Annotated in this window: 30 protein-coding genes; 20 read left to right on the forward strand and 10 right to left on the reverse strand. The window is 42.5% G+C overall.

Annotation, left to right across the window (positions count from 1 at the left end):
- Positions 1–8 precede the first annotated feature (8 nt).
- From A6J84_RS00845 to A6J84_RS00875, 7 genes are all read left to right on the forward strand, one after another.
- The gene (locus A6J84_RS00845) at positions 9–437 is read left to right on the forward strand and encodes an NUDIX hydrolase (protein ID WP_033681465.1); all 429 of its coding nucleotides are present in this window, start codon (positions 9–11) and stop codon (positions 435–437) included.
- A 137-nt stretch (positions 438–574) separates the two neighbouring features.
- On the forward strand, positions 575–1,525 hold the full coding sequence (prmA, locus tag A6J84_RS00850; RefSeq protein WP_045605872.1) for a 50S ribosomal protein L11 methyltransferase: 951 nt from the start codon (positions 575–577) through the stop codon (positions 1,523–1,525).
- 1 nt (position 1,526) lies between these two features.
- Positions 1,527–2,270 (forward strand): 16S rRNA (uracil(1498)-N(3))-methyltransferase, encoded by a 744-nt coding sequence (locus A6J84_RS00855; RefSeq protein ID WP_004256076.1) that lies wholly within the window; start codon positions 1,527–1,529, stop codon positions 2,268–2,270.
- 10 nt (positions 2,271–2,280) lie between these two features.
- Positions 2,281–4,077: an oligoendopeptidase F gene (pepF, locus tag A6J84_RS00860; protein ID WP_095725848.1), complete on the forward strand. Its 1,797-nt coding sequence runs from the start codon at positions 2,281–2,283 to the stop codon at positions 4,075–4,077.
- Between the two features lie 20 nt (positions 4,078–4,097).
- Complete coding sequence (locus A6J84_RS00865; protein WP_095725849.1) at positions 4,098–4,880, forward strand: deoxyribonuclease; 783 nt, start codon at positions 4,098–4,100, stop codon at positions 4,878–4,880.
- Positions 4,881–4,941: 61 nt separating this feature from the next.
- Positions 4,942–5,733, forward strand: coding sequence for a DUF2785 domain-containing protein (locus A6J84_RS00870; RefSeq protein WP_095725850.1), 792 nt, complete (start codon positions 4,942–4,944; stop codon positions 5,731–5,733).
- A gap of 109 nt (positions 5,734–5,842) precedes the next feature.
- The gene (locus A6J84_RS00875; RefSeq protein WP_095725851.1) at positions 5,843–6,511 is read left to right on the forward strand and encodes an MIP/aquaporin family protein; all 669 of its coding nucleotides are present in this window, start codon (positions 5,843–5,845) and stop codon (positions 6,509–6,511) included.
- A gap of 218 nt (positions 6,512–6,729) precedes the next feature.
- On the opposite strand, the gene queF is transcribed toward A6J84_RS00875, so the two are convergent.
- The 7 genes from queF to A6J84_RS00905 all read right to left on the reverse strand — a co-directional run bounded on the left by queF (position 6,730) and on the right by A6J84_RS00905 (position 10,277).
- Entirely contained in the window at positions 6,730–7,221 is a 492-nt protein-coding gene (gene queF / locus A6J84_RS10135; RefSeq protein ID WP_000082582.1) for a preQ(1) synthase, read from the reverse strand.
- Positions 7,222–7,239: 18 nt separating this feature from the next.
- Entirely contained in the window at positions 7,240–7,956 is a 717-nt protein-coding gene (queE, locus tag A6J84_RS10140) for a 7-carboxy-7-deazaguanine synthase QueE (RefSeq protein ID WP_125448671.1), read from the reverse strand.
- Positions 7,949–8,392, reverse strand: a complete 444-nt coding sequence (queD, locus tag A6J84_RS00885; protein WP_000464570.1) for a 6-carboxytetrahydropterin synthase QueD — start codon at positions 8,390–8,392, stop codon at positions 7,949–7,951. Before queD ends, queE begins: the two co-directional genes overlap by 8 nt.
- Entirely contained in the window at positions 8,392–9,045 is a 654-nt protein-coding gene (gene queC, locus A6J84_RS00890) for a 7-cyano-7-deazaguanine synthase QueC (protein WP_095725852.1), read from the reverse strand. The genes queD and queC overlap by 1 nt, the downstream gene beginning before the upstream one ends.
- A gap of 202 nt (positions 9,046–9,247) precedes the next feature.
- Positions 9,248–9,562: a thioredoxin gene (gene trxA / locus A6J84_RS00895; protein ID WP_001029581.1), complete on the reverse strand. Its 315-nt coding sequence runs from the start codon at positions 9,560–9,562 to the stop codon at positions 9,248–9,250.
- Between the two features lie 15 nt (positions 9,563–9,577).
- Positions 9,578–9,799: a DUF4649 family protein gene (locus tag A6J84_RS00900; protein ID WP_000570263.1), complete on the reverse strand. Its 222-nt coding sequence runs from the start codon at positions 9,797–9,799 to the stop codon at positions 9,578–9,580.
- A 97-nt stretch (positions 9,800–9,896) separates the two neighbouring features.
- Positions 9,897–10,277: a MarR family winged helix-turn-helix transcriptional regulator gene (locus A6J84_RS00905; RefSeq protein ID WP_000221641.1), complete on the reverse strand. Its 381-nt coding sequence runs from the start codon at positions 10,275–10,277 to the stop codon at positions 9,897–9,899.
- A gap of 196 nt (positions 10,278–10,473) precedes the next feature.
- Between A6J84_RS00905 and A6J84_RS00910 the strand changes: the two genes are divergently transcribed.
- Both A6J84_RS00910 and A6J84_RS00915 read left to right on the forward strand, forming a co-directional pair.
- The gene (locus A6J84_RS00910) at positions 10,474–10,848 is read left to right on the forward strand and encodes a CidA/LrgA family protein (protein WP_000781327.1); all 375 of its coding nucleotides are present in this window, start codon (positions 10,474–10,476) and stop codon (positions 10,846–10,848) included.
- Positions 10,845–11,540: an LrgB family protein gene (locus A6J84_RS00915; RefSeq protein ID WP_001288947.1), complete on the forward strand. Its 696-nt coding sequence runs from the start codon at positions 10,845–10,847 to the stop codon at positions 11,538–11,540. Before A6J84_RS00910 ends, A6J84_RS00915 begins: the two co-directional genes overlap by 4 nt.
- Before the next feature lie 31 nt (positions 11,541–11,571).
- Here the strand turns inward: A6J84_RS00915 and A6J84_RS00920 are convergent, their stop codons facing one another.
- From A6J84_RS00920 to A6J84_RS00930, 3 genes are read right to left on the reverse strand one after another with little or no spacing between them, the layout of a single operon-like run.
- Complete coding sequence (locus A6J84_RS00920; RefSeq protein WP_095725853.1) at positions 11,572–12,300, reverse strand: hypothetical protein; 729 nt, start codon at positions 12,298–12,300, stop codon at positions 11,572–11,574.
- Between the two features lie 15 nt (positions 12,301–12,315).
- Positions 12,316–13,011, reverse strand: a complete 696-nt coding sequence (locus A6J84_RS00925) for an ABC transporter ATP-binding protein (RefSeq protein WP_000173188.1) — start codon at positions 13,009–13,011, stop codon at positions 12,316–12,318.
- Between the two features lie 4 nt (positions 13,012–13,015).
- Positions 13,016–13,381, reverse strand: coding sequence for a GntR family transcriptional regulator (locus tag A6J84_RS00930; protein ID WP_000119117.1), 366 nt, complete (start codon positions 13,379–13,381; stop codon positions 13,016–13,018).
- A 140-nt stretch (positions 13,382–13,521) separates the two neighbouring features.
- Here A6J84_RS00930 and nrdR point away from each other — a divergent pair, with 140 nt between their 5' ends.
- The 11 genes from nrdR to A6J84_RS00985 all read left to right on the forward strand — a co-directional run bounded on the left by nrdR (position 13,522) and on the right by A6J84_RS00985 (position 25,003).
- Positions 13,522–13,995 carry a transcriptional regulator NrdR gene (gene nrdR / locus A6J84_RS00935; RefSeq protein WP_001203676.1) on the forward strand — a complete coding sequence of 158 codons (474 nt, stop codon included), beginning with the start codon at positions 13,522–13,524 and terminating at the stop codon, positions 13,993–13,995.
- The gene (locus A6J84_RS00940) at positions 13,996–15,159 is read left to right on the forward strand and encodes a DnaD domain protein (protein ID WP_095725854.1); all 1,164 of its coding nucleotides are present in this window, start codon (positions 13,996–13,998) and stop codon (positions 15,157–15,159) included.
- Positions 15,160–16,056, forward strand: a complete 897-nt coding sequence (dnaI, locus tag A6J84_RS00945) for a primosomal protein DnaI (RefSeq protein WP_095725855.1) — start codon at positions 15,160–15,162, stop codon at positions 16,054–16,056.
- Entirely contained in the window at positions 16,053–16,766 is a 714-nt protein-coding gene (locus tag A6J84_RS00950; protein ID WP_095725856.1) for an NADPH-dependent oxidoreductase, read from the forward strand. The genes dnaI and A6J84_RS00950 overlap by 4 nt, the downstream gene beginning before the upstream one ends.
- A gap of 13 nt (positions 16,767–16,779) precedes the next feature.
- Complete coding sequence (gene der, locus A6J84_RS00955; RefSeq protein WP_095725857.1) at positions 16,780–18,090, forward strand: ribosome biogenesis GTPase Der; 1,311 nt, start codon at positions 16,780–16,782, stop codon at positions 18,088–18,090.
- Between the two features lie 227 nt (positions 18,091–18,317).
- Positions 18,318–19,169 carry a TPM domain-containing protein gene (locus A6J84_RS00960; protein WP_095725858.1) on the forward strand — a complete coding sequence of 284 codons (852 nt, stop codon included), beginning with the start codon at positions 18,318–18,320 and terminating at the stop codon, positions 19,167–19,169.
- Between the two features lie 160 nt (positions 19,170–19,329).
- Complete coding sequence (locus A6J84_RS00965; protein ID WP_000812471.1) at positions 19,330–19,926, forward strand: LemA family protein; 597 nt, start codon at positions 19,330–19,332, stop codon at positions 19,924–19,926.
- 132 nt (positions 19,927–20,058) lie between these two features.
- The gene (locus tag A6J84_RS00970) at positions 20,059–20,349 is read left to right on the forward strand and encodes a hypothetical protein (protein ID WP_095725859.1); all 291 of its coding nucleotides are present in this window, start codon (positions 20,059–20,061) and stop codon (positions 20,347–20,349) included.
- A 143-nt stretch (positions 20,350–20,492) separates the two neighbouring features.
- Positions 20,493–21,263: a DNA alkylation repair protein gene (locus A6J84_RS00975; RefSeq protein WP_095725860.1), complete on the forward strand. Its 771-nt coding sequence runs from the start codon at positions 20,493–20,495 to the stop codon at positions 21,261–21,263.
- A 115-nt stretch (positions 21,264–21,378) separates the two neighbouring features.
- Positions 21,379–23,892, forward strand: a complete 2,514-nt coding sequence (gene secA, locus A6J84_RS00980) for a preprotein translocase subunit SecA (RefSeq protein WP_001284116.1) — start codon at positions 21,379–21,381, stop codon at positions 23,890–23,892.
- A gap of 79 nt (positions 23,893–23,971) precedes the next feature.
- Positions 23,972–25,003: a 3-deoxy-7-phosphoheptulonate synthase gene (locus tag A6J84_RS00985; RefSeq protein WP_000231307.1), complete on the forward strand. Its 1,032-nt coding sequence runs from the start codon at positions 23,972–23,974 to the stop codon at positions 25,001–25,003.
- The last annotated feature ends 1 nt before the right edge of the window (position 25,004 follow it).

A 25,004-nucleotide genomic window follows, 5' to 3' on the forward strand; every position in this document is an offset into this window, starting at 1 on the left:
AGTTTGACATGGAACTAGAAATTTCTGATTTCACAGGCTGTAAGATTGCTTTGTTTTGTGGGGATAAGCTCCTGACTATCTTACGCGATGATAAGACAAGCATTCCCTGGCCCAACATGTGGGAACTGCCCGGTGGGGGACGCGAGGGGGATGAAAGTCCTTTTGAGTGCGCAGCGCGTGAAGTTTATGAAGAACTGGGAATTCATTTGACTGAGGATTGTCTGCTTTGGAGTAAGTTTTATCCAAGTATGCTTTTTGCGGATAAACAATCTGTATTTCTAGTCGGTCAGTTAACACAGAACCAGTTTGACAATATCACCTTTGGTGATGAAGGGCAGGGCTATCAGCTCATGAATGTCAAGGAATTTCTTAGCTCCAGTCAAGTTGTACCTCATTTGCAAGAGAGATTAAAAGATTATTATAAAGTAAGTGATTAGAAAGGATGGTTCGGTTAAATTTCTAAACTGAACCCGCCCTAAACACTGTGCCAAAAAGATAAACTTCTCATAGACACAAGCGTCTTCAGAGAAGTTTCTATTTTGGCTTTGTGTTTTACGGGCTTGGTATCTTAAATATGGAAACATGGCAAGAGTTAAAAGTTACAGTGAAGCGTGAGGGAGAGGAGTTGGTTTCCAATCTCTTGATTGAGCTGGGAGCGCAAGGTGTTGCGATCGAAGATAGTATGGACTATGTGGGAAATGTTGACCGCTTCGGCGAGATTTTCCCAGAGGTTGAGCAGCAAGAAGAAATCGTAGTGACAGCCTACTACCCTGATACGGTTGATGTAGCAACGGTTGAGGCAGACTTGCAGGCCCGTCTCGCGGAACTAACTGATTTTATGGACTTGGGAGAGGTCAAGATGGGGACGACTGCCTTGGCTGAGGAAGACTGGGCAGACAACTGGAAGAAATACTATGAACCAGCTCGTATCACTCATGATTTGACCATCGTGCCGTCTTGGACGGACTATGAGGCGACTGCTGGGGAAAAGATTATCAAGCTGGATCCAGGTATGGCTTTTGGTACGGGGACCCATCCAACCACTAAGATGAGCCTCTTTGCCTTGGAGCAGGTTCTTCGTGGTGGGGAAACAGTGCTAGATGTGGGTACTGGTTCAGGGGTTCTCTCTATTGCCAGCTCGCTACTTGGTGCCAAGGAAATCTTTGCCTACGACCTGGATGATGTGGCAGTTCGTGTTGCTCAGGAAAATATTGAGCTCAACCCTGGTATGGAAAACATTCATGTAGCAGCAGGAGACTTGCTTAAGGGAGTTGAGATTGAGGCAGATGTGATTGTGGCTAATATCTTGGCGGATATCCTTATTCATTTGACGGATGATGCTTACCGCTTGGTCAAGGATGAAGGCTACCTCATCATGAGTGGCATTATCAAGGACAAGTGGGACATGGTGCGCGAGTCGGCTGAGTCAGCTGGATTTTTCCTCGAAACTCACATGGTTCAAGGGGAATGGAATGCCTGTGTCTTTAAGAAAACCAAGGATATTTCCGGTGTGATTGGAGGCTAGCATGCAGCAGTATTTTGTCAAGGGGAGTGCAGTCTCTCCTGTCACCATCGAGGACAAGGAAACCAGCAAGCATATGTTTCAGGTTATGCGCTTGAAAGAAGATGATGAGGTGACCTTAGTCTTTGATGATGGTATCAAGCGTTTGGCGCGCGTCTTGGATGTTGAAAATCGTCAGTTTGAGTTGGTTGAAAAGTTAGCTGACAACGTGGAATTACCAATCCAGGTGACCATCGCATCTGGCTTTCCCAAGGGCGACAAGCTCGAGTTTATCACTCAAAAAGTAACTGAACTGGGCGCCAGCCAGATTTGGTCCTTCCCTGCCGATTGGTCGGTCGCCAAATGGGATGGCAAGAAATTGGGTAAAAAGATTGAAAAACTAGAAAAAATTGCCCTTGGAGCAGCAGAACAAAGCAAGCGTAATCTAGTACCAAGTGTCACACTTTTCGAGAAAAAATCAGACTTTCTAGCTCAACTGGACCAATTTGACTCTATCGTAGTGGCTTATGAAGAGTCGGCCAAAGAAGGAGAAGCCGCTGCGCTTTTACAAGCAGTTAATGGACTCGAGAAGGGAGCCAAATTGCTCTTTATCTTTGGTCCAGAAGGTGGTCTGTCACCTGCAGAAATCGAAAGTTTTGAAGCTAAGGGAGCAGTCTTGGCAGGTCTTGGTCCTCGTATTTTGCGAGCAGAAACAGCACCGCTTTACGCCTTATCAGCCCTTAGTGTTTTATTAGAATTAGAGAAATAAGAGGAAGAAAATGGAACAAAAACACCGTTCAGAATTTCCAGAGAAGGAACTTTGGGATTTAACAGCCCTATACCAAGACCGTGAGGATTTCTTGCGTGCAATCGAGAAGGCTCGTGAAGACATCAACCAGTTTAGCCGTGACTACAATGGCAATCTTCACACTTTTGAAGATTTCGAGAAGGCCTTTGCGGAATTGGAACAAATCTACATTCAGATGAGCCATATTGGCAACTATGGCTTTATGCCTCAGACGACAGACTATAGCAATGACGAATTTGCCAACATTGCCCAAGCTGGGATGGAATTTGAAACAGACGCCAGCGTAGCTCTGACCTTCTTTGACGATGCCTTGGTGGCAGCAGACGAGGAAGTCTTGGACCGTTTGGGTAAATTGCCTCATTTAACAGCTGCCATTCGTCAGGCCAAAATCAAAAAAGCCCACTATCTAGGGGCTGATGTGGAGAAGGCCTTGACCAATCTCGGTGAAGTTTTCTACAGTCCGCAGGATATCTATACGAAAATGCGAGCTGGGGACTTTGAAATGGCTGACTTTGAAGCCCATGGCAAGACCTACAAAAACAGCTTTGTGACCTATGAAAATTTCTACCAAAATCATGAGGATGCTGAGGTTCGTGAGAAATCTTTCCGTTCCTTCTCAGAAGGTCTTCGTAAGCACCAAAATACGGCTGCTGCAGCCTATCTAGCTCAAGTCAAGTCTGAAAAACTCTTGGCTGATATGAAGGGATATGACTCTGTCTTTGATTATCTTCTAGCTGAGCAAGAAGTGGACCGTGCCATGTTTGATCGTCAGATTGACCTCATCATGAGGGAGTTTGCGCCTGTTGCTCAGAGATACCTCAAGCATGTTGCCAAGGTAAATGGTCTTGAAAAGATGACCTTTGCAGACTGGAAATTGGACTTGGACAGCGCCCTCAATCCTCAAGTGACTATTGACGATGCCTATGATTTGATCATGAAGTCGGTAGAACCTTTGGGGAAAGAATATTGTCAGGAAGTTGCTCGCTATCAAGAAGAGCGCTGGGTGGACTTTGCTGCTAATAGTGGCAAGGATTCCGGAGGTTATGCGACGGATCCATATCGCGTGCACCCTTATGTCCTCATGAGCTGGACAGGCCGTTTGAGCGATGTCTATACCTTGATTCATGAAATCGGGCATTCTGGTCAATTCATCTTTTCAGATAATCATCAGAGTTACTTCAATGCTCACATGTCGACCTACTATGTTGAAGCGCCGTCAACTTTCAATGAATTGCTTCTCAGTGATTACTTGGAGCACCAATCTGATGACCCTCGTCAAAAACGCTTCGCTCTGGCTCACCGCTTAACAGATACCTACTTCCATAATTTCATCACCCACCTCTTGGAAGCAGCCTTCCAGCGTAAGGTTTATACATTGATTGAAGAAGGAGAAACCTTCGGAGCAAGCAAACTTAACAGCATTATGAAGGAAGTCTTGACGGATTTCTGGGGAGATGCTATTGAAATTGACGACGATGCTTCTTTGACTTGGATGCGCCAGGCCCACTACTACATGGGCTTGTATAGCTACACCTACTCAGCCGGACTTGTCATCTCGACTGCGGGTTACCTTCATCTGAAACATTCAGAAACTGGAGCTGAAGACTGGCTCAATCTCCTTAAATCTGGCGGTAGCAAGACACCGCTTGAGTCAGCCATGATTATCGGAGCCGATATCTCAACGGACAAACCACTCCGTGATACCATCCAGTTCTTGTCAGACACGGTTGACCAGATTATCGCCTACAGTGCAGAGTTGGGAGAGTAAAGGGGATTTAGGATAAGGATATGAACAGAATTAAAAAATGGCTAGAGCAAGATCCCCAAAGAATGCATTTTATCAAAATTGGTCTAGTTTTGTTGGGAATCATTTTATTGATTGCTCTTCCTACTCTCTATCTTGTTTTGAGCGGAATTGGTATTTGGTATTTTGTAAAGAAAGCACCAGATATTCGAAAAAGAAATTTAATGATCGGACTTTTCGTTGTCAGTTTTGTTGCAGTTGCTCTTCAAACTCCGACAGTCACAAAGAAAACTTCATCTTCTCAGTCAGAAACTAAGCAGACTGCGACATCTACTACTTCGACAGCTTCAACCACTGATACTTCATCTAGTATAGAGGAAGCAAAACGAATCGAAGAAGAGAAAAAAGCTAAAGAAAAAGCAGAAGAAGAGAGAATTGCCAAAGAAAAAGCTGCAAAGGAGTTGCAAGAAAAAGGTGAAACCTTAGTCAAACAATTAGAAGACAGTCAAGATGCGAGTCAAGTGAAGTCTGCTAAAGAAACAGTTAATCAGATTGAAAATAATGATAAAAAGACAGAGTTGCTTGATAGAATAGGTGCAGTTGAGTCGTTAATTTCTCAAAAAGAAGAAGAAAAAAGAATTGCACGTGAAGCTGAAACCAAAGCTCAACAGCAAGATAGAATTGTCTATGTTGCAAACCATGGGAAATCAAAAGTTTATTGGTATAGTAAGGATAGAATGCCTCCAAAAACGAATAAAGCCAACGTTGTTGAGATGACAGAGGCAGATGCAATTGCTGCAGGAAAACGTCCATCAAAAACAGAATAAGAAAGAAAGTTATCTTCGGATGGCTTTTTGAGAAGTTGCTAGAAATGTAGAGGTACTTGAGATGCGTAAAAAATTACAAAGAAAAGTGATAGAAGAAAAACCAAGCTATAGTCGAGAAGAAATTCAGTGGCTGCTTGAGCACTTGGGAGATCCCTCTCCAGAAATTCGAGATGAACTTGTTTTTACGAGTTTGGCTAGGGGGATTCAAGAAGAGTTGTTTTCCCTTGAGCAGTTTCAGTTTATCTCAGAAGAGGTCTCCTCTGATGAAGGTCTATACAAAGAGATTGATAGTAGAGGAGTTTCGGCTCTTAAACGTTCTTTTAGGGCGCTTATTTATGCCAATCTTTTGTCTGCAGATGGTAACGAACACTCTCTTTTCTATAAAGGTTTAAAAACTGATATAAGAAATGCTATGCTATCTCAAGGTTTGTATTACCTTAAAAAAGAAAAGGATACGACAGGTTTTTCAAGTCAGTATGGTTGGGTTCACGCTTTTGCGCATGGAGCGGATCTCTTGACTGAAGTCGTTTGTCATCCAGATTTTCCTAGTAACAGAGTTTCTGAAGTATTTGATGTACTGGGTCAACTATTTAAAAGAATTACCATTCGTTTTACAAATGATGAGGATTGGCGGTTAGCGAGAGTACTTTATGAACCCATTTTACAAGGGAAGTTGGAGCAAGAGCAAGTAGCCTCTTGGATAAAAACTGTTGATTTTCCGATAGAAGAAAGGGAAGATTTTTATAAATTTTCCAACTTCAGATCCTGTCTGTTGGAAGTCTATGTTCAACTTGACCAGAGAAATAGTTTACAAGATGACTTGAAAGAAGCTATTCAATCTTTTCAGTACTAAGGATAAGCGAGTCGTTTCATGATTTTCAAATAACTTTCCAGTCAATTTTCTTGAAACCCTTTCCTTCTTTTGATAGACTAATACATAGTTTGAAAAAAGGAGATTTATCATGAAAAAATTTGTTGCTGAATTAATCGGTACATTTATGCTTGTGTTCATCGGAACAGGAGCTGTTGTTTTTGGAAATGGTCTTGATGGCCTTGGACACCTTGGGATTGCTTTTGCCTTTGGTTTGGCAATTGTAGTTGCAGCCTACTCAATCGGAACTGTTTCAGGGGCTCACTTGAACCCAGCTGTTTCGATTGCTATGTTTGTAAACAAACGTTTGTCATCTTCAGAGCTTGTAAACTACATCCTTGGACAAGTAGTTGGAGCTTTCCTTGCGTCAGCTGCAGTATTCTTCCTCTTGTCTAACTCAGGCATGTCAACTGCTAGTCTTGGTGAAAATGCCTTGGCAAACGGTGTCACTGTCTTTGGTGGATTCTTGTTTGAAGTCATCGCAACTTTCTTGTTTGTCCTAGTTATCATGACGGTAACATCAGAAAGCAAGGGAAATGGTGCGATTGCTGGTTTAGTAATTGGTTTGTCATTGATGGCCATGATCCTTGTGGGCTTGAACATTACTGGCCTTTCAGTGAACCCGGCTCGTAGCTTGGCACCAGCTGTCTTGGTCGGTGGCGCAGCTCTTCAACAAGTTTGGATTTTCATCCTTGCCCCAATCGTTGGTGGTGTTCTTGCAGCTCTTGTAGCGAAAAACTTCCTTGGAACAGAAGAATAATTGAAACTCAAAAAAGCCTTGCTCCTCAGCTTGAGGAACAGGGCTTTTTCGTATGATACTCTTCGAAAATCTCTTCAAACCACGTCAGCGTCCATCTGCAACCTCAAAACACTGTTTTGAGCTGACTTCGTCAATCTTATCTATAACCTCAAAGCAGTGCTTTGAGCAACCTGCGGCTAGCTTCCTAGTTTGCTCTTTGATTTTCATTGAGTATGAGTTTAGCGGTTGTCAATTTTCTCTGGATAAAGGTCGTGTTGGAAGAGACGCTGTTCTGCCAATCCTTCATACTTAGTTCCAGGTCTACCGTAGTTGTAGTAGGGGTCAATTGAAATGCCACCGCGCGGAGTGAATTTTCCCCAGACTTCTAAATAGCGAGGGTCTAGCAAGTTGACCAAGTCTTTCCCTATGGTGTTGATACAGTTTTCGTGAAAATCCCCATGATTTCGGTAGCTAAAGAGGTAGAGTTTGAGGGATTTTGACTCGACACAGAGCTTGTCAGGAATGTAGGAAATATAAATGGTCGCAAAGTCTGGTTGAGCAGTGATAGGGCACAGCGAGGTAAATTCAGGACAGTTGAATTTGATGAAATAGTCATTTTCAACATGACGATTGTCAAAGGATTCGAGGACTTCTGGTTGATAGTCGAAAATGTAGTTGGTTTCTTTATTGCCTAGTAGGCTTAGGTTTTTCATTTCTTCTTGTTGTGACATGATTTTTTCTTTCTAATCTTAAACACCACGTTGGTTGTCGTAGAGGAGGGTATGAAGTTGAGGAAGGACGCGGACATTGCCCCAGCTATCGTCAGCAGCGACATGTTCCCAGAGTTCTTTGAGGCGATCCAGTTGGTCTTGGACAATATTGCCTGTAGCCTTGGGCTCAGGATTTCCTGCTGATAAGAAGAGGACATCTGGTTGGTAGCGTTCTTGAACCTCTTTGGCAAAGGCCAAATCGGCATCGTCAAAGACAGGGATTTTAAAGGTGACCTTGCCTGGGTCCAGTTGGGAAACGATAAAGTCCAAGGTCTCAAAGTTGACTTCCATCTTTGATGAAGGAGGTTTGGGGCTCAGAGTGACCTGATCAATATCTTTTAACCAATTTTGCCAGCGGGAGCCTTGGGTCTCAACTGCCAGAGTGACACCACGTTCCTTGAGCTTGGTGACGAGTTCGGCCATGTTGGCTGCTAGGATAGCAGGATTTCCCCCAGATAGGGTTACATAGTCGTAGCTTCCTAGCTTATCTAAGGCAGCAATGACTTCATCAGCGGTCATGCGAGTTGGCTTTTCAGAACCATCCCAAGTAAAGGCAGAGTCGCACCAGTCGCAATGGTAGTCGCAACCAGCAGTACGGACAAACATGGTTTTCTGCCCGATGGCACGACCTTCACCTTGAAAGGTTGGGCCAAAGATTTCCAGAACTGGTAGTTTGAGGACACGTTCCCTAGTCATCTAACCACTCCCGTCTAAACTCTGCAAAGGCAGTCGGAGTCTCATAGAGACGAACGTATTCCATACGGAGACCGCGTTCGTCTGGCAACTCTTGACTCATGGTTTGGAAAATCCAGTAAACCATGTTTTCAGCGGTTGTATTCATATAAGGCAGGGTTTCATTGAGATAGCGATGATCCAAATGGGGCTCTAAGTAGTCCTTGTAGATAGCTTTGATATCTCCAAAATCGTAGGTCATACCCCGTTCATCTAAAAATCCACTGACAGCAATCTGCAGATGATAAGTGTGGCCGTGCAGGGATTTGCATTTTCCCTCATAGTGAAAGAGGTGGTGGGCAGCGTCGAAAGTAAACTCTTTTGATACCAAGGTTCTGTGAGGATTGTAGACAAGAGACTCCCCAGTTTCCTGTTTGATTTCTTTGGGTGCAAAAAACATTAGCCCACTCCTTTCTGTGAGAGATAAACATCAAGGCCATGCTGACGCAGGTGGCAGGCTGGGCAATCTCCACAGCCACTTCCGATAATCCCATTGTAGCAGGTCAAGGTCTTTTCACGAACATAGTCAAAGGCACCGAGTTGGTCGGCTAATTCCCAAGTTTCAGCCTTGTCTAGCCACATGAGAGGCGTTTGGATAACGAAGTCGTAATCCATGGCAAGGTTGAGAGTAACATTGAGAGATTTGACAAAGACATCTCGGCAGTCAGGGTAGCCTGAGAAGTCTGTCTCGCAGACACCTGTCACGATATCTTTAATGCCTCGTTGCTTGGCAAGAACTGCCGCAAAGGATAGAAAGAGGTGGTTGCGGCCGTCAACGAAGGTATTGGGAACCTCTCCCTCTTTTTGCTCGATCTCCAGATCAGAGGTCAGGGCATTTTCAGTGATTTGTCCCAGCAGAGACATATCTAAGATGTGATGACGAATGCCTTGTTCCTTAGCGATTTCTCTAGCAACTTGAATTTCGAGATGATGGCGTTGGCCGTAGGCAAAGGTGACGGCTTCGACTGTTTCATAGTGTTCTTTAGCCCAAAAGAGGCAGGTTGTGGAATCTTGACCGCCACTAAAGACGACCAAGGCTGATTGACGTTTCATAGTACTCCTTCCAAAATGGGAAATGTTCAGAGCACGCAAAAAGCTCCCTTGAGGGGAGCTAAAAAATACCAAGTAGAGGTTTTTTTTAGCGATGGCATGTCCCAAACATCGTAATATTCTACCTACAGTCTAGCATATTTTTTGAAAAATGGCAAAGAGCAAGAAAAAAGAGACCAAATGAAGCACTTGGTCTCTCGTGTGATTAGCTCAATTCAGCAACGATGGCCTTGATTTGTTCTGCAGTATGAACACCTGCAACTTGTTTCACCACTTGGCCGTCTTTTTTGAAGAGAAGGGTTGGGATAGACATGATTCCAAAAGCACGAGCTGTGTTTGGATTTTCATCAACATCCATTTTAACGATTTTCAAGACATCTTCTGAAAGTTCTTCAGACAATTTATCCAAGATTGGACCTTGCATACGACATGGACCACACCAAGTTGCCCAGAAGTCTACCAAGACCAAACCGTCTTTTGTTTCTTGTTCAAATGTTGCATCTGTAATTGCTTTTGCCATTGTATTTCTCCTTTTTTAGTTATATTGGCTTAAATCTTGTTTCATGAGATAGAAGAAAACATCTCCATAAGTCCCATGGTAGTCCAAATCATGACCATTGTAGGTTAATTTTTGGACAGTATAGTAATCAGCAACGCCGATGAGGCAGGCGTGTTGAGAACGTTCAAAGTCTTGGTAAGACTCGAAAGTCATGGTTCTCTCTTGCTTACTGGCGTCTAGATAAGTAATTTCGATCATATAAAACTCCTTTGTTCGATCTTGACTTTATTGTACTCCTTGAAAAGAGGAATGTCAAGAAAAATGATTGCGCACGCAACTTTTTTAAAAAATCTGATTAAGAAATGAAATCAAGACTCGTTTCCAGTCTTTCTTCGACGGCTTTTTGCAGGTAAGCTAGGGTGGTTTGTCCCTCGTCAGTCAGGCAGATAAAACTAGCCCGTCTATCCTGATCGCAACATCTGCGACTAAGCAAACCGCAGTTTTTCTCTTCTAATCGTGCCACCATTCGAGAAACAGCGCTCGGACTGAGATGGAGTTTATCGGGTAAATCAATCTGTCGTAAGGATTTTTCATCGGCTAGATCCAAATAGTAGAGCAGGTAAAACTCTTTCAAGTTCAGCCTTTGTTCACTCTGCTGGGCAATAGTTTCTTCCAACAAGGCTTCCATTTCTTTTTGATGGCGGTTGTAGTCAAACCATTTTTCTAAGTAGGTCATTGCTTTCTCCTTTCTTTTCAAAGTAAAAATCACAAAGTCATTAGTGACTGTTTCTGCAATACAAGATGATTGCGCATGCAATGATTATACTACTTTTAACTAATCCGTGCAAGAGAGAAGAATTGCAATATTTCCTTGAAATTTTCTGAAAAAAGAGTAAACTGGTATGCAAGAAGTCTATTTCGTGGAGTTTAGAATGAAATTATATGTTCAATTAATGATTCTCTTTGTGATTTCATTGATCGGTGAGGGAATTTCTAGTTTCTTTCATCTGCCTATCCCAGGCAGTATTATCGGTTTGATTATTCTCTTTCTAGCCTTACAGTTCAAGTGGCTGAGAACCAGACATGTCAACATGGTGGGGAATTTCTTGCTGGCCAATATGACTATTCTCTTTTTGCCACCAGCAGTGGGAATAATGGAGAAGTTTGATGTGATTGCTCCCTATCTCCTGCCCATCGTTTTGATTGTCTTTTTTGCAGCTGTCATCAATATTATCCTCATAGCCGTGGTAGTTCAGTTCATTAAGAGACGATTTGAGGGAGATTATGAGAAAGGAGATGCCAAATGAGTGAATTTGTTTCCAATCCCCTGTTTGGGCTTGCCCTGTCTATCCTTGCTTATCTAGTGGGGATGCTGATTTACAGACGTTTTCCCCATCCATTGACAACGCCCTTGCTTTTGTCGGCTGTTTTCATTATCATTTTTCTAAAGCTGACGGGGATTTCTTACCAAGATTACTACCAAGGTGGGGTTTATCTGAACAATTTGATTGTTCCGTCAACAGTGGCTTTAGGGATTCCGCTTTATAAGAGTTTTCACTTGATGAAGCACCATGCTCGCAGTATTCTCTTTGGTAGTCTGTTAGCAGTAGTTGTCAATACTTGCTTTACTGCCATAGTAGCGAAAATATTTGGCATGGACTTTTTCCTAGCTATTTCTCTCTTTCCCAAGTCAGTGACAACCGCTATGGCAGTGGGGATTACAGAAAAATTGCAAGGTTTGACGACTGTGACCTTGGTCGTCGTAGTGGCCACTGGCATTTTGACCAGTGTGATCGGACCAACCCTTTTGAAATGGTTGAAGATCGATGACCCAGTGGCTGTGGGACTTTCTCTTGGAGGAACAGGTCATGCTGTCGGAACGGGAACCGCCTTTCGATACGGATCGGTAGCAGGAGCCATGGGTGGCTTGGCTATCGGTGTCACTGGTATTCTCTACGTCTTTGTCAGCCCCATCGTAGCCAGTTTGATATTGAGTTAAAGAAAAACCCAGCTTTCTAGCTGGGCATTTTTTATTGCAAATTAACCTTGTTTTTCAAGATATAGTAGGTACCAAGATAGTAGATAGCTGATAAAAAGAGATCGCGCAAGATTTCTGTACCAGCCATCACGTTAAAGTCATTGTCAACTCTTAAGAAGAGAGAAACATAACCAATGACGATAGCAATGACGATATAGGCTAAAATTCCCATAGCTGTTCGATATTCGTTAAAGAGTTGTCCGATAGAGATGGAGAGGTAAATGGATAAAATCCATGTGATTGACCCGACAAATAGTGATAGGGCATACAGCCAGCCGTAGCTGAGATAAGGGGAAATGAAGTTATAGAGGGCAGTGAAGTCTTTTTCAATTGGTGTTAAGAAGATGATAATCAATATACTTAAGATAAAGACGATATAGCTTAAGATGGACCAGACAAGACCACCTAAAAGTTTTGCGATGATGATTTGGTGCTCAGAGACAGGCAAGGTCAAGGTCAAGTAACCTTGGCGGTCATAAACACTCCCCTTGAATCTTCGGATGATTAAAAAGATTGTTGCAATCCAAAGAGTGACGCTAAGTCCTCCAAAGACTAGTACTAAAAAGAAGATGAAATAAGCAGCATTGTTAGGATTGTAACTCTGGCTAAGACTGCTAATAAAAGCTCCAATCAAAACTGAAATTGCAAGTACAGCACCGTAGAGTGCCAGATACCATTTATTGACATTTTTAAATTCATAACGAACTAGATTCCAAAACATAATAATCTCCTTTGCTTAGGCTTTAAATTCCTGGCGGAAGAGCTGGTCAATTGATTCACCTGACTCGTAACGAATATCATCAACATTTCCTTGGCGGACGACTTTTCCGTCTTTGAGGAAGATGATCTCATCCAAGATTGGCTCAATATCTGAAATCAAGTGGGTTGAAATCAGCACCGTAGAGGTTGGTGAGTAGTTATTGATGATGGTATTGAGGATATAATCACGGGCAGCTGGATCCACGCCTCCGATTGGTTCGTCCAGAACGTAGAGGCGGGCTTCACGGCTCATAACCAAGATGAGTTGGACCTTTTCCTTGTTTCCTTTTGATAGTTTCTTGAGGCGACTGTTTTCATCAATACCGAGATCGGCTAAAAGGTGTTGGGCTCTTTCGAGATTGAAATCCTGATAGAAGGTTTTAAAATAGGTTAGAGCATCCTTAACTTTCATCTCTTCATTGAGGTAGGTTGTATCTGGTAGGTAGGATACGATCGCCTTGGTGGCAGGACTTGGATCCTGTCCGTTAATGAGGACACGTCCTTTATTTGGTTGAAGGAGACCATTGATCAGTTTGATCAAGGTTGTTTTTCCGGATCCGTTTGGTCCAAGGAGCCCGACAATCTTTCCGGCTGAGATCTCTAGTGAGATATTGTCAAGTGCCGCAGTTGCTCCATATGATTTTGTTACATTTTCAAGTGCTAGTAGTGTCATAGTCTTAAACTCCTTTAATATAGTCGCTTAATACATTTGGCAGTTCTTCTTTTTTGTAGCCAAATTGAAGCATGCAAGAGACGAATTGTTGCAGTTGCTCCTCGGAAAGTTGTTTGCGGGACTGAAGGATGAGGTCCAAATCCTCGGTGACAAAACGACCAGTTGTCCGCTTGCTATATACAAATCCTTCACGTTCGAGGTCAGACAAGGCGCGCTGAATGGTATTAGGATTGACCCCAGCCTCGCTCGCCAAATCTCTCACGGTAGGGAGCTGTTGATTGGGTTCCAGTTCATGGGAAACAATCTGTAATTTGATTTTTTCCATAATCTGTAAATAAATCGGTTTTGTATTATCAAATGACCAGGACATCATAGTCTCCTTTCTTTGTCTTTGTTGTTCTAATTAAATAATACAATAAAACAAAAAACTTGTCAAGTAAAAATAAGAATTGTTTTGGGAATTGCTCAAAAAATGGTATAATGAAAAGAAAACGACAAGGAGGGAAATGCATGCGTTGTCCAAAATGTGGGGCTACCAAGTCTAGTGTTGTTGATAGTCGACAAGCCGAAGAAGGAAATACCATCCGTCGAAGACGTGAGTGCGACGAGTGTCAGCATCGTTTTACAACCTATGAACGAGTAGAAGAAAGAACGCTGGTTGTCGTCAAAAAAGACGGTACGCGAGAGCAGTTTTCGAGAGATAAAATCTTTAATGGGATTATCCGATCAGCCCAGAAACGCCCTGTTTCGAGTGATGAAATTGGCATGGTGGTCAATCGCATCGAGCAAAAACTTCGTAGTCGCAGTGAAAATGAGATCCAAAGTGAATATATTGGGTCTTTAGTCATGGAAGAATTGGCAGAGCTTGATGAGATTACCTATGTTCGTTTTGCCAGTGTTTACCGTAGTTTTAAGGATGTGAGTGAGTTGGAGAGTCTGCTCCAGCAGATCACCCAATCCTCTAAGAAGAAAAAGGAAAAATAGATGAAACCAAATGACCGTTTTTCTTTTCTAAAGAATAATCGGGTGTCGCAAGATACCTCTTCTCTGGTGCAGTGCTACCTCCCGATTATCGGTCAGGAGGCGCTGAGCCTCTATCTATATGCCATTACCTTCTGGGATGGTGGACAAAAGGAACATCTCTTTTCCCATATCCTCAACCACTTAAACTTTGGCATGCCGACCTTGCTCCAATCCTTTAAAATTTTATCTGCTTTGGATTTGTTGACCCTTTATCAGAAGGGGGAAACTTATGAATTACAGCTTCATTCTCCCCTCTCCAGTCAAGAATTTCTAAGCCATTCTGTCTATAGCAGATTATTAGAGAAAAAGATTGGGGATACTGCAGTCGCTTCCATGAAGCAGGCTCCAAGTGAGGGAGAAGCACTCTCTGTTTCTTTGAGCCAAGTCTTTCCAACCCTGACTGAAGAAGTGACCCCAAGCGAGTCTAAAAGCAAGTTAAAAAACGATTTTGATTTGGAACATTTCCAGCGTCTGATGGCTCGAGATGGCTTGCGTTTTGAAGACGAGCAAACGGATGTTTTGGAATTATTCGCCATCGCAGATGAAAAAAAATGGACCTGGTTTGAAACTTATCAATTAGCCAAGGCGACAGCGCTGGCTCAGGTTATTTCAGTCAAACGCATGCGTGAAAAGCTTGCGCAAAAGCAGGTTCCTTCTGACTTTAGCCCCAAAGAAATGACCATTATCAGGGAAGCCAAAAATAAAATACCCCTGCAATTTTTAGCCGAAATCAAGCAAACGCGTAAGGGGAACATCACCCAGAGTGAGCGAGAACTCCTTCACCAGATGGCGTCTTTAGGCTTGCTGGACGAAGTCATCAATATCGTCTTGCTTCTAACCTTTAACAAGGTTGATTCGGCTAATGTCAATGAAAAATATGCCATGAAGGTTGCCAATGACTATGCTTATCAAAAAATTCGAACAGCAGAAGAAGCTGTGCTTCGGATTCGAGAGCGTCAGAAAAAAGGGCAAGAAGACCAGAAATCGAAAACTAGCTCGACTAAGACCAATGTTCCTAAGTGGAGTAATCCAGAATATAAAAATACGTCATCCGCTGAGGAATTAGAAGAGATGGAACGCCAAACCCTAGAATTATTAGCAAAATTAGATAACGGAGGTGATTAGATGGAAAGTGTCGGAGATGTACTCAAACGTCAACCAAGTCGTTTTCACTATCAAGATTTGGTCCAGAAAATCATGAAGGATCCTGATGTTGCGGCCTTTATCCAGCAAGAATCCCTTAGTCAAGAGGAGTTAAATCGTAGCATCTCTAAGTTCAACCAATATATCACAGAACGGGACAAGTTTCTACGTGGGGATGCGGACTATATAGCGCGTGGCTACAAGCCTATATTGGTCATGAATCATGGTTATGCGGATGTGTCTTATGAAGAAACACCAGAACTAATCGTAGCTGAAAAAGAAGCTGCCATCAAGAAACGTCTCAACTTAATTAATTTTCCATCTAGCTTGAAAAATGTCAGTTTTTTAGATGTTTATCGTGATGATGTTCAGCGTTTAACTGTTCTAAATAGAATGATAGAATTTGTTAACGATTACCCCAATAATTTGAAAGGCCTCTATCTTTACGGAGATTTTGGTGTTGGTAAGAGTTTCATGATGGCGGCCTTAGCTCACGACCTATCTGAAAAGCGTGGGGCATCAACGACGATTCTCCACTATCCAAGCTTTGTCATTGATGTGAAAAATGCCATCGGTGAAGGATCTGTGAAGACCTTGGTGGATGACATCAAGTTAGCAGAAGTCTTGGTCTTGGATGATATTGGTGCAGAGCAGTCAACACCTTGGGTGCGTGATGAGATTCTCCAAGTTATTCTTCAGTACCGCATGCAGGAAGATTTGCCGACCTTCTTTACTTCCAACTTTAATTTCCAAGATTTGGAAAAACATTTTGCCAAAGGAAAGAATGGAAATGATGAGACTTGGGAAGCTAGACGGGTTATGGAACGAATCCGTTATTTGGCTGAGGAGACAAGACTAGAAGGAGAAAATCGCCGATGACAGAAACCATTAAACTGATGAAAGCTCATACTTCAGTTCGTCGCTTTAAGGAGCAAGAGATTCCTCAGGCAGACTTGGAAGAGATTTTGACTGCTGGACAAATGGCGTCGTCTTGGAAAAATTTCCAATCCTACTCTGTGATTCTTGTGCGCAGTCAAGAGAAGAAAGATGCTCTTTATGAACTGGTTCCCCAGGAAGCCATTCGCCAGTCAGCTGCTTTCCTACTTTTTGTTGGTGACTTGAATCGAGCGGAAAAGGGAGCAAACCTTCATACGGATACTTTCCAACCCCAAGGAGTGGAAGGTCTCCTCATCACATCTGTGGATGCTGCGCTCGCTGGGCAAAATACCTTGCTTGCGGCTGAAAGTCTGGGATATGGTGGTGTGATTATCGGTTTGGTTCGCTACAAGTCGGAAGAAGTGGCAGCGCTTTTTAATCTGCCTGACTATACCTATCCCGTTTTTGGGATTGCCCTCGGCGTGCCAAATCAACAACACGAGGTCAAACCAAGACTGCCTTTGAACCAAGTGGTATTTGAAGAAGAATACCAAGAACAGCCAGTTGAAGCGATTTTGGACTATGACCAAGTACAGGCAGACTATGCTGGTGCGCGTGCGACGACCTCTTGGAGTCAGCGTTTGGCAGAGCAGTTTGGTCAAGCCGAACCTAGTTCAACTCGGAAGAATCTAGAACAGAAAAAGTTATTGTAGAAAGTGAGAAAACATGGCCTTACCAACTATTGCCATTGTGGGACGTCCCAATGTTGGGAAATCAACCCTATTTAATCGGATCGCTGGTGAGCGGATCTCAATCGTAGAAGATGTCGAGGGCGTGACACGTGACCGTATCTATGCAACGGGTGAGTGGCTCAATCGTTCCTTTAGTATGATTGATACGGGAGGGATTGACGACGTCGATGCTCCCTTCATGGAGCAAATCAAGCACCAGGCAGAAATCGCTATGGAAGAAGCGGATGTCATCGTCTTTGTTGTTTCTGGGAAAGAAGGGATTACAGATGCGGATGAATACGTAGCCCGTAAACTCTATAAAACCCATAAACCTGTTATCCTTGCCGTTAACAAGGTTGACAACCCAGAAATGCGAAATGATATTTTTGATTTCTATGCGCTAGGCTTGGGCGAACCGTTGCCAATTTCGTCTATCCACGGTATCGGGACAGGAGATGTGCTGGATGCTATTGTAGAAAATCTGCCACACGAAGTTGAAGAAGAAAATCCAGACGTGATTAAATTTAGCTTGATTGGCCGTCCTAACGTTGGAAAATCAAGTTTGATTAACGCTATTTTGGGAGAAGACCGCGTGATTGCTAGTCCAGTAGCTGGAACAACGCGTGATGCTATTGATACCCATTTTACAGATGCTGATGGACAAGAGTTCACCATGATTGATACAGCTGGTATGCGTAAGTCTGGTAAAGTCTATGAAAATACGGAGAAATATTCTGTCATGCGTGCCATGCGTGCCATTGACCGTTCTGACGTGGTCTTGATGGTCCTCAATGCCGAAGAAGGCATCCGTGAGTACGACAAGCGTATCGCAGGTTTTGCCCACGAAGCCGGTAAAGGGATGATCATCGTGGTCAATAAGTGGGATACTCTTGAGAAAGACAACCACACCATGAAAAAATGGGAAGAGGATATCCGTGAGCAGTTCCAATATCTGCCTTATGCACCGATTGTCTTTGTATCCGCTCTTACCAAGCAACGTCTCCATAAACTGCCTGAGATGATCAAGCAAATCAGTGAAAGCCAAAACACCCGTATCCCATCAGCTGTCTTGAACGATGTGATTATGGATGCCATTGCCATCAATCCAACACCGACAGACAAAGGGAAACGCCTCAAGATTTTCTACGCAACCCAAGTGGCAACCAAGCCACCAACCTTTGTCATCTTTGTCAATGAAGAAGAACTCATGCACTTCTCTTACTTGCGTTTCTTGGAAAATCAAATCCGCAAGGCCTTTGTTTTTGAGGGAACACCGATTCACTTGATTGCGAGAAAACGCAAGTAAACCTTGCTTGTTTTTCTACAAAAATAAACTAAAAGAAGACTTCATAGTCTTCTTTTTTCTATCTAAGAGGGGAGAAAAGAACCTATCAAATTGGAGGAGAATCTGTCATAAAAATTCAATCTTTTTCCTAGCTTTTGTAATCTATTTGTAATGAAAATGCACTTTCTTTGTAAAAATCAAAATGCTATAATTCCTTAAATCAATTTTCCTTTATCAGGGAGGTTATTATGAAAAAGAGCAGATTATTTAAACATAGTTTGTTGGTTCGCTTGCTTGGGTTGCTGATGGTCTTTCTCTTCTTGTCAGCATTCACAGCACCTGAAAAACCTGAGTACGGGATTTATGACCCGGATCATTATTTAACGGATGAGACTATAAGTCAGATTCGGGAATTGAATAATGTCAATAGTAAAAAATCAGAAAAATTCCAGATGGGTGTTTACGTTGTGAAAAGCCTGGATGGAGAAACAATCGAGACTGTAGCCAATGAAACAGCTAGAGCTTGGAAGATTGGCTACTCGGGAGACAATCACGGTGTCTTGATTGTGGTAGCAGTCCAAGATAGAAAATCACGGATTGAAACCAGTAATAATGTGGCCAGTAAAATCACAGACTATCAGACTCACAGGTTCTTGACAACGGCACGCCCTTACTTTAAAAATGGTGACTATAACAAGGGTGTTCTCTCAATAGTCAATAATCTCAACTACATGTTCTATAGTGGATCGAGTACAAGTGCTTCAAGTTCTAAAAGTAGCTACGGCTATACTACCAACTCTAGTCGCTTAAGGGAACTTGAAAGGTATGCTGGTGAGAGCAGTTCTTCGAGACGGCATCGAAAAAGCAGTTCGAGTGACGGAGTTATCGGATTTGGAATTCTCATTTACTTCATCGTGATGATTATCGGATTTATATCTGGAGGTCGTGGTAGCGGTTCACATGGTGATGATTCTGGCAGTGGCTGGTGGGGCGGTGACTCATCAGACTCAGGTTCCTCTTGGTCTGATTCGGGCTCCGACTCATCTGGAGGCTGGGACGGCGGTGGCTTTGATGGCGGTGGTTCGTCTGATGACTGGTGAGTGATCATATATTGCACAAACCGATTTCTCCATACAGTAAGGTGACTCCTTTGCAAGAGTTCACTCCTTAATTAAAAATAAAAACAAAGTTTGGGAAATTGATTTAAAATCTGAGTATTTTCTCAGAAAAGTTAATAAAAGAAAGTGTTAAGGTTTTGATATGAAACAAAATAAAGTAATTCTCTCAATAGTGGCGATTTTCTTTGGACTACTAATTCTGGGAAGTTGTTCCGCAGTGACGACCTATAATGGTCTGGTTGGTGAACAGACTAAAGTGGAGCAGGCTCAGGCTGATGTCTCGACAGCCCTCCAACGTCGTTCGGACTTGATTGGTAACTTGGTGGAGTCCGTTAAAGGACAAATGAATCATGAAACCGAAGTCTTTACCAAGATTGCTGATGCTAGAGCTAAAATCGGTAGTAGCTCAGTAACTTCGGAAGAAAACCAAAAGGCTCAGGGAGAGTTGAGCTCAGCTCTTTCCCGCTTGATTTCCTTGACGGAGAATTATCCAGAACTCAAGAGCAATCAAAATGTTGAGCAACTAATGGTCGAACTTTCAGGCAGTGAAAATCGTATCTTTGTAGCACGCAAGGATTATAATAAAGTCGCAGCCGAGTACAATCAAAAGTTGAGAAGTTTTCCAACCGTGCTTTTTGCGAATATGATGAACTTCAAAGAAGCTGAAACCTTTAAAGAAACAGAAGAAGCCAAGACAGTTCCTAAGGTCGATTTTGGAACATCTTCATCAAGTCAATAAAGTGAATCAGCCTATGAATAAAGGAATTTCTCTAGTAGGACTAGTGATTTCAAACTCAAACCTGGAAAGTCTTTTCCAGGTTTTTTTGGTATAATAAAAGGGAAGAGACAGTGACTCAAATGGAGGTTTGCTATGGAGAAAACAAAAGCCTTTCTTGAAGCGCACTACAAGAGATATATTCTTACGATTTGCCTTCTCTGGTTCCTCATGTTTTTCCTTCCTTGGGATTGGCAAATAGGAGGAGTTTCAATTTATTATTTCCTTATGAAAAAACTCTTCGTGGTTTTTGGTGTTTTATCCATCCTATACTCGGTGCTGATTAAAAAAATCAGTCTTCTCATCTTTGGCATCATCTTTTGCATGGCCTTCTGGATCAATCTCTTTTTGTATTTTGGGATATTGCCTGCATTCTTGGGAAATTAAACATTAAAAATTGATGGACTAGACGAGCTTCTAGTCCTTTTTTCTTCCTTATTAAAATAGTTGGAGATATAAAAATAATTTTGTTGACAGCTGTCTGTATGATATAATAAGTCCCGTAAAAAGAAGATTAAGGGATTTGAAAAATGGCTAAAAAAGTAAAAGATTATTATGACTTGGCTTATGCTAGTGATTTGAGTCGACGGTTGAAAGAAGCGTCCCCTGCATTTGATGAGCGAAAGTTTAGGTTGTTGTTAGAAAAAGACTTGGAAGAGTTGGAGTTTAGCCAGCGTCAAGAACTCTTGGCTAGAAGCATCAAAGAATGTCTTCCCCTATCTTATGAGGACTCTCTCAAGGTTTTTGAGAAAATTTTGGGTCCTGAGTTAGAGGGTGGTTTAGGTATGTTCTCAGAAGGATATTGGCTTTGGCCAATCGGCAAATATGTAGAGCTATATGGAGACAAGGAATTTGAATTGAGCGCGGCCTTTAGTAAGGAACTAACCAAGCGATTTACTGGAGAATTTTCTATGAGACCTTTGCTGGCTCGTTATCCTAAAGATACAATGACTTTGCTGTTAGAATGGAGTCGGGATGAAAATTTGCGCGTTCGTAGACTTGCCAGCGAATGTATGCGTATCCGTCTGCCTTGGGCTAAGAGACAAACCGTGGTATTGGATTATTTTGAGGATTTTACCACTATTTTGACCAATCTAAAGGATGATAGAGACAAGTCTATTCAAAAAAGTGTAGCCAATAATCTAAATGATTTGTATAAGGAAAATCCTGATAAGTTTGAAAGGATTCTTCAAACTTGGCAAAAGGAGGAGCTAAGTCCAAGTTGTGCTTGGATCATCAAGCATGCATCTCGAACAAAAAACAAAAAAAGACTCAACGAAGATTTATGCAAAAAAAGCTGAATTTTGGCTGGCCTTTTCCGTTGTAAATTAAGGATTCTTTCTTGAAAAATAATGGTAAATATGCTAAAATTAAAAGAACATTCTAAAATATTCAGAATAAAAAGTAAGGAAAATCATGGCTAATATTTTAAAAACGATTATTGAAAATGATAAAGGAGAACTTCGTCGTCTGGAAAAGATGGCTGATAAGGTTCTTAACTATGAGAGCCAAATGGCTGCAATGTCAGACGAAGAACTAAAAGCGAAAACTGACGAATTTAAAGAACGATACAACAAGGGTGAATCACTTGATTCATTACTATATGAGGCTTTTGCGGTAGTTCGTGAAGCTGCAAAACGTGTCCTTGGGCTCTTCCCTTATAAGGTTCAGGTCATGGGTGGGATTGTTCTTCACCATGGTGACGTTCCAGAGATGCGTACGGGTGAAGGGAAGACCTTGACAGCGACTATGCCAGTGTACCTCAATGCCCTTGCAGGTAAAGGGGTTCACGTAGTTACAGTCAACGAATACCTAACAGAACGTGACGCGACTGAAATGGGTGAGTTGTACTCATGGCTCGGTTTGTCAGTAGGGATTAACTTGGCAGCTAAATCTCCAATGGAGAAAAAAGAGGCTTACCTTTGTGATATTACCTACTCAACCAACTCAGAGATTGGTTTCGACTACTTGCGTGATAACATGGTCGTTCGTGCAGAAAACATGGTGCAACGTCCACTCAATTATGCCTTGGTCGATGAGGTTGACTCTATTTTGATCGACGAAGCTCGTACACCATTGATCGTTTCAGGTGCCAATGCAGTTGAAACAAGTCAACTCTACCATATGGCGGACCACTTCGTGAAATCCTTGGACAAGGACGACTATATCATTGACGTTCAGTCTAAGACGATCGGTTTGTCAGATTCTGGTATTGACAAGGCTGAAAGCTACTTCAAACTAGAAAATCTCTACGACATTGAAAATGTAGCTCTTACTCACTTTATTGACAATGCCCTCCGTGCCAACTATATCATGATTCTCGATATCGACTATGTGGTTAGTGAAGAGCAGGAAATCTTGATTGTCGACCAATTTACAGGTCGTACTATGGAAGGTCGTCGTTACTCTGATGGTTTGCACCAAGCGATTGAAGCAAAAGAAGGTGTCCCAATCCAAGACGAGACCAAAACTTCAGCTTCTATTACCTATCAAAACCTCTTCCGTATGTATAAGAAATTGGCAGGTATGACAGGTACTGGTAAAACAGAGGAAGAAGAATTCCGCGAAATCTACAACATTCGTGTTATCCCAATCCCAACCAACCGCCCAATTCAACGTATCGACCACTCAGACCTTCTCTATGCAAGTCTTGATGCGAAATTTAAGGCTGTAGTTGAAGATGTAAAAGCTCGTTACCAAAAAGGTCAACCGGTCTTGGTAGGTACAGTTGCCGTTGAAACGAGTGATTTCCTCTCCAAGAAATTGGTAGCAGCAGGTGTTCCTCACGAAGTCTTGAATGCGAAGAACCACTACAGAGAAGCGCAAATCATCATGAACGCTGGTCAACGTGGTGCCGTTACCATCGCGACCAACATGGCCGGTCGTGGTACCGACATCAAGCTTGGTGAAGGGGTTCGTGAACTTGGTGGACTTTGCGTCATTGGTACAGAACGCCACGAAAGTCGCCGTATTGATAATCAGCTTCGTGGACGTTCAGGACGTCAAGGAGACCCAGGTGAGTCACAATTCTACTTGTCTCTTGAAGATGATTTGATGAAACGTTTCGGTTCTGAACGTTTGAAAGGTGTCTTTGAACGTCTCAACATGTCTGACGAAGCTATCGAATCTCGCATGTTGACGCGTCAGGTTGAAGCAGCTCAAAAACGTGTCGAAGGAAATAACTATGACACTCGTAAACAAGTCCTTCAATACGACGACGTTATGCGTGAACAACGTGAGATTATCTATGCACAACGTTATGATGTCATTACTGCAGATCGTGACTTGGCACCAGAAATCCATGCTATGATTCGTCGTACCATTGGACGTATCGTGGATGCACATGCTCGTTCGAAAGAAGATGAAAAATTGGAAGCGATCTTGAACTTTGCTAAGTATAACTTGCTTCCAGAAGATTCAATTAGCCGTTCAGATCTTGTAGGTTTGTCAGACCAAGCTATCAAAGATGAACTTTTCCAACGTGCCTTGAAAGTCTATGACAGCCAAGTTGCTAAGCTGCGTGACGAAGATGCAGTGAAAGAATTCCAAAAAGTCTTGATTCTACGTGTTGTAGACAACAAGTGGACAGACCATATCGACGCCCTTGACCAGTTGCGAAATGCTGTTGGTCTTCGTGGATATGCTCAAAACAACCCAGTTGTAGAATATCAAGCAGAAGGTTTCCGCATGTTTAACGACATGATTGGATCAATTGAATTCGATGTAACGCGCTTGATGATGAAAGCACAAATCCATGAACAAGAACGTCCGCAAACTGAACACAATATCAGTACAACTGCGACTCGTAATATCGCAGCGCAACAGGCAAGCCTTCCTGAAGATTTGGACTTGAGCCAAATCGGACGAAATGACCAATGCCCATGTGGATCAGGTAAGAAATTCAAGAACTGTCATGGAAAGAGACAATAATATGAGATAAGATACAGGCGGATACCTGGTAAAAATCATTTTTTGCTTGGTGTCCGTTTGCTTTATAAGGAGATGAATCATGGTATTTAAAGCTAAAAGTCCTAAAATTAACATTGAAGAAGTTCGCGCCTTGTCTAAATTAGAGGGAGCGGCTCTTGCGAGAAAAAATCAACGTGATCAGGAATTGGAAGCCATCATTCGTGGGGAAGACCAGCGTATTCTCTTGGTGATAGGACCATGTTCATCTGATAACGAAGAGGCGGTTCTCGAGTATGCCAAGCGTCTATCTGCTTTGCAAGAAGAGGTCAAAGACCGTATTTTTATGGTCATGCGTGTCTATACAGCTAAACCTCGTACCAATGGGGATGGCTATAAGGGCTTGATTCATCAGCCAAATGCGACAGAAGCTCCTAGCTTGATCAATGGGATCAAGGCTGTTCGTCAGCTCCACTACCGCGTGATTACCGAGACGGGAATGACAACAGCGGATGAGATGCTTTATCCTGAAAATCTTCCGCTGGTGGATGATTTGATTTCTTATATGGCTGTTGGAGCTCGTTCTGTAGAGGATCAACAGCACCGTTTTGTAGCGAGTGGAGCAGATTTCTCGACAGGATTTAAAAATCCCACATCTGGAAATCTCAATGTCATGTTTAACGGGATTTATGCAGCACAAAATAAACAGAGTTTCCTCTTCCTCGGTAAAGAGGTGGAAACAACGGGGAATCCATTGTCCCACGCCATTCTTCGTGGTGCCTTGAATGAATATGGGAAAAATATTCCTAACTACTACTATGACAATTTGATGGATACCATTGATCAGTATGAAAAGATGGGCTTGGAAAATCCCTTTATCATCATCGATACCAATCATGACAATTCAGGCAAGCAATATATGGATCAAATCCGTATCGTTCGTCAGACCTTGATTAACCGTGACTGGAATGAGAAGATCAAAAAATATGTTCGTGGTTTTATGATTGAGTCCTATCTAGAAGATGGACGTCAAAATGAGCCAGAAGTTTTTGGTAAGTCTATCACGGACCCTTGTCTAGGATGGGACAACACAGAAGCACTTGTTCGCGAAATTTACCAAACGCTAGGAGAGTAAG

Source organism: Streptococcus sp. FDAARGOS_256, from assembly GCF_002289235.2.
GTDB lineage: Bacteria > Bacillota > Bacilli > Lactobacillales > Streptococcaceae > Streptococcus.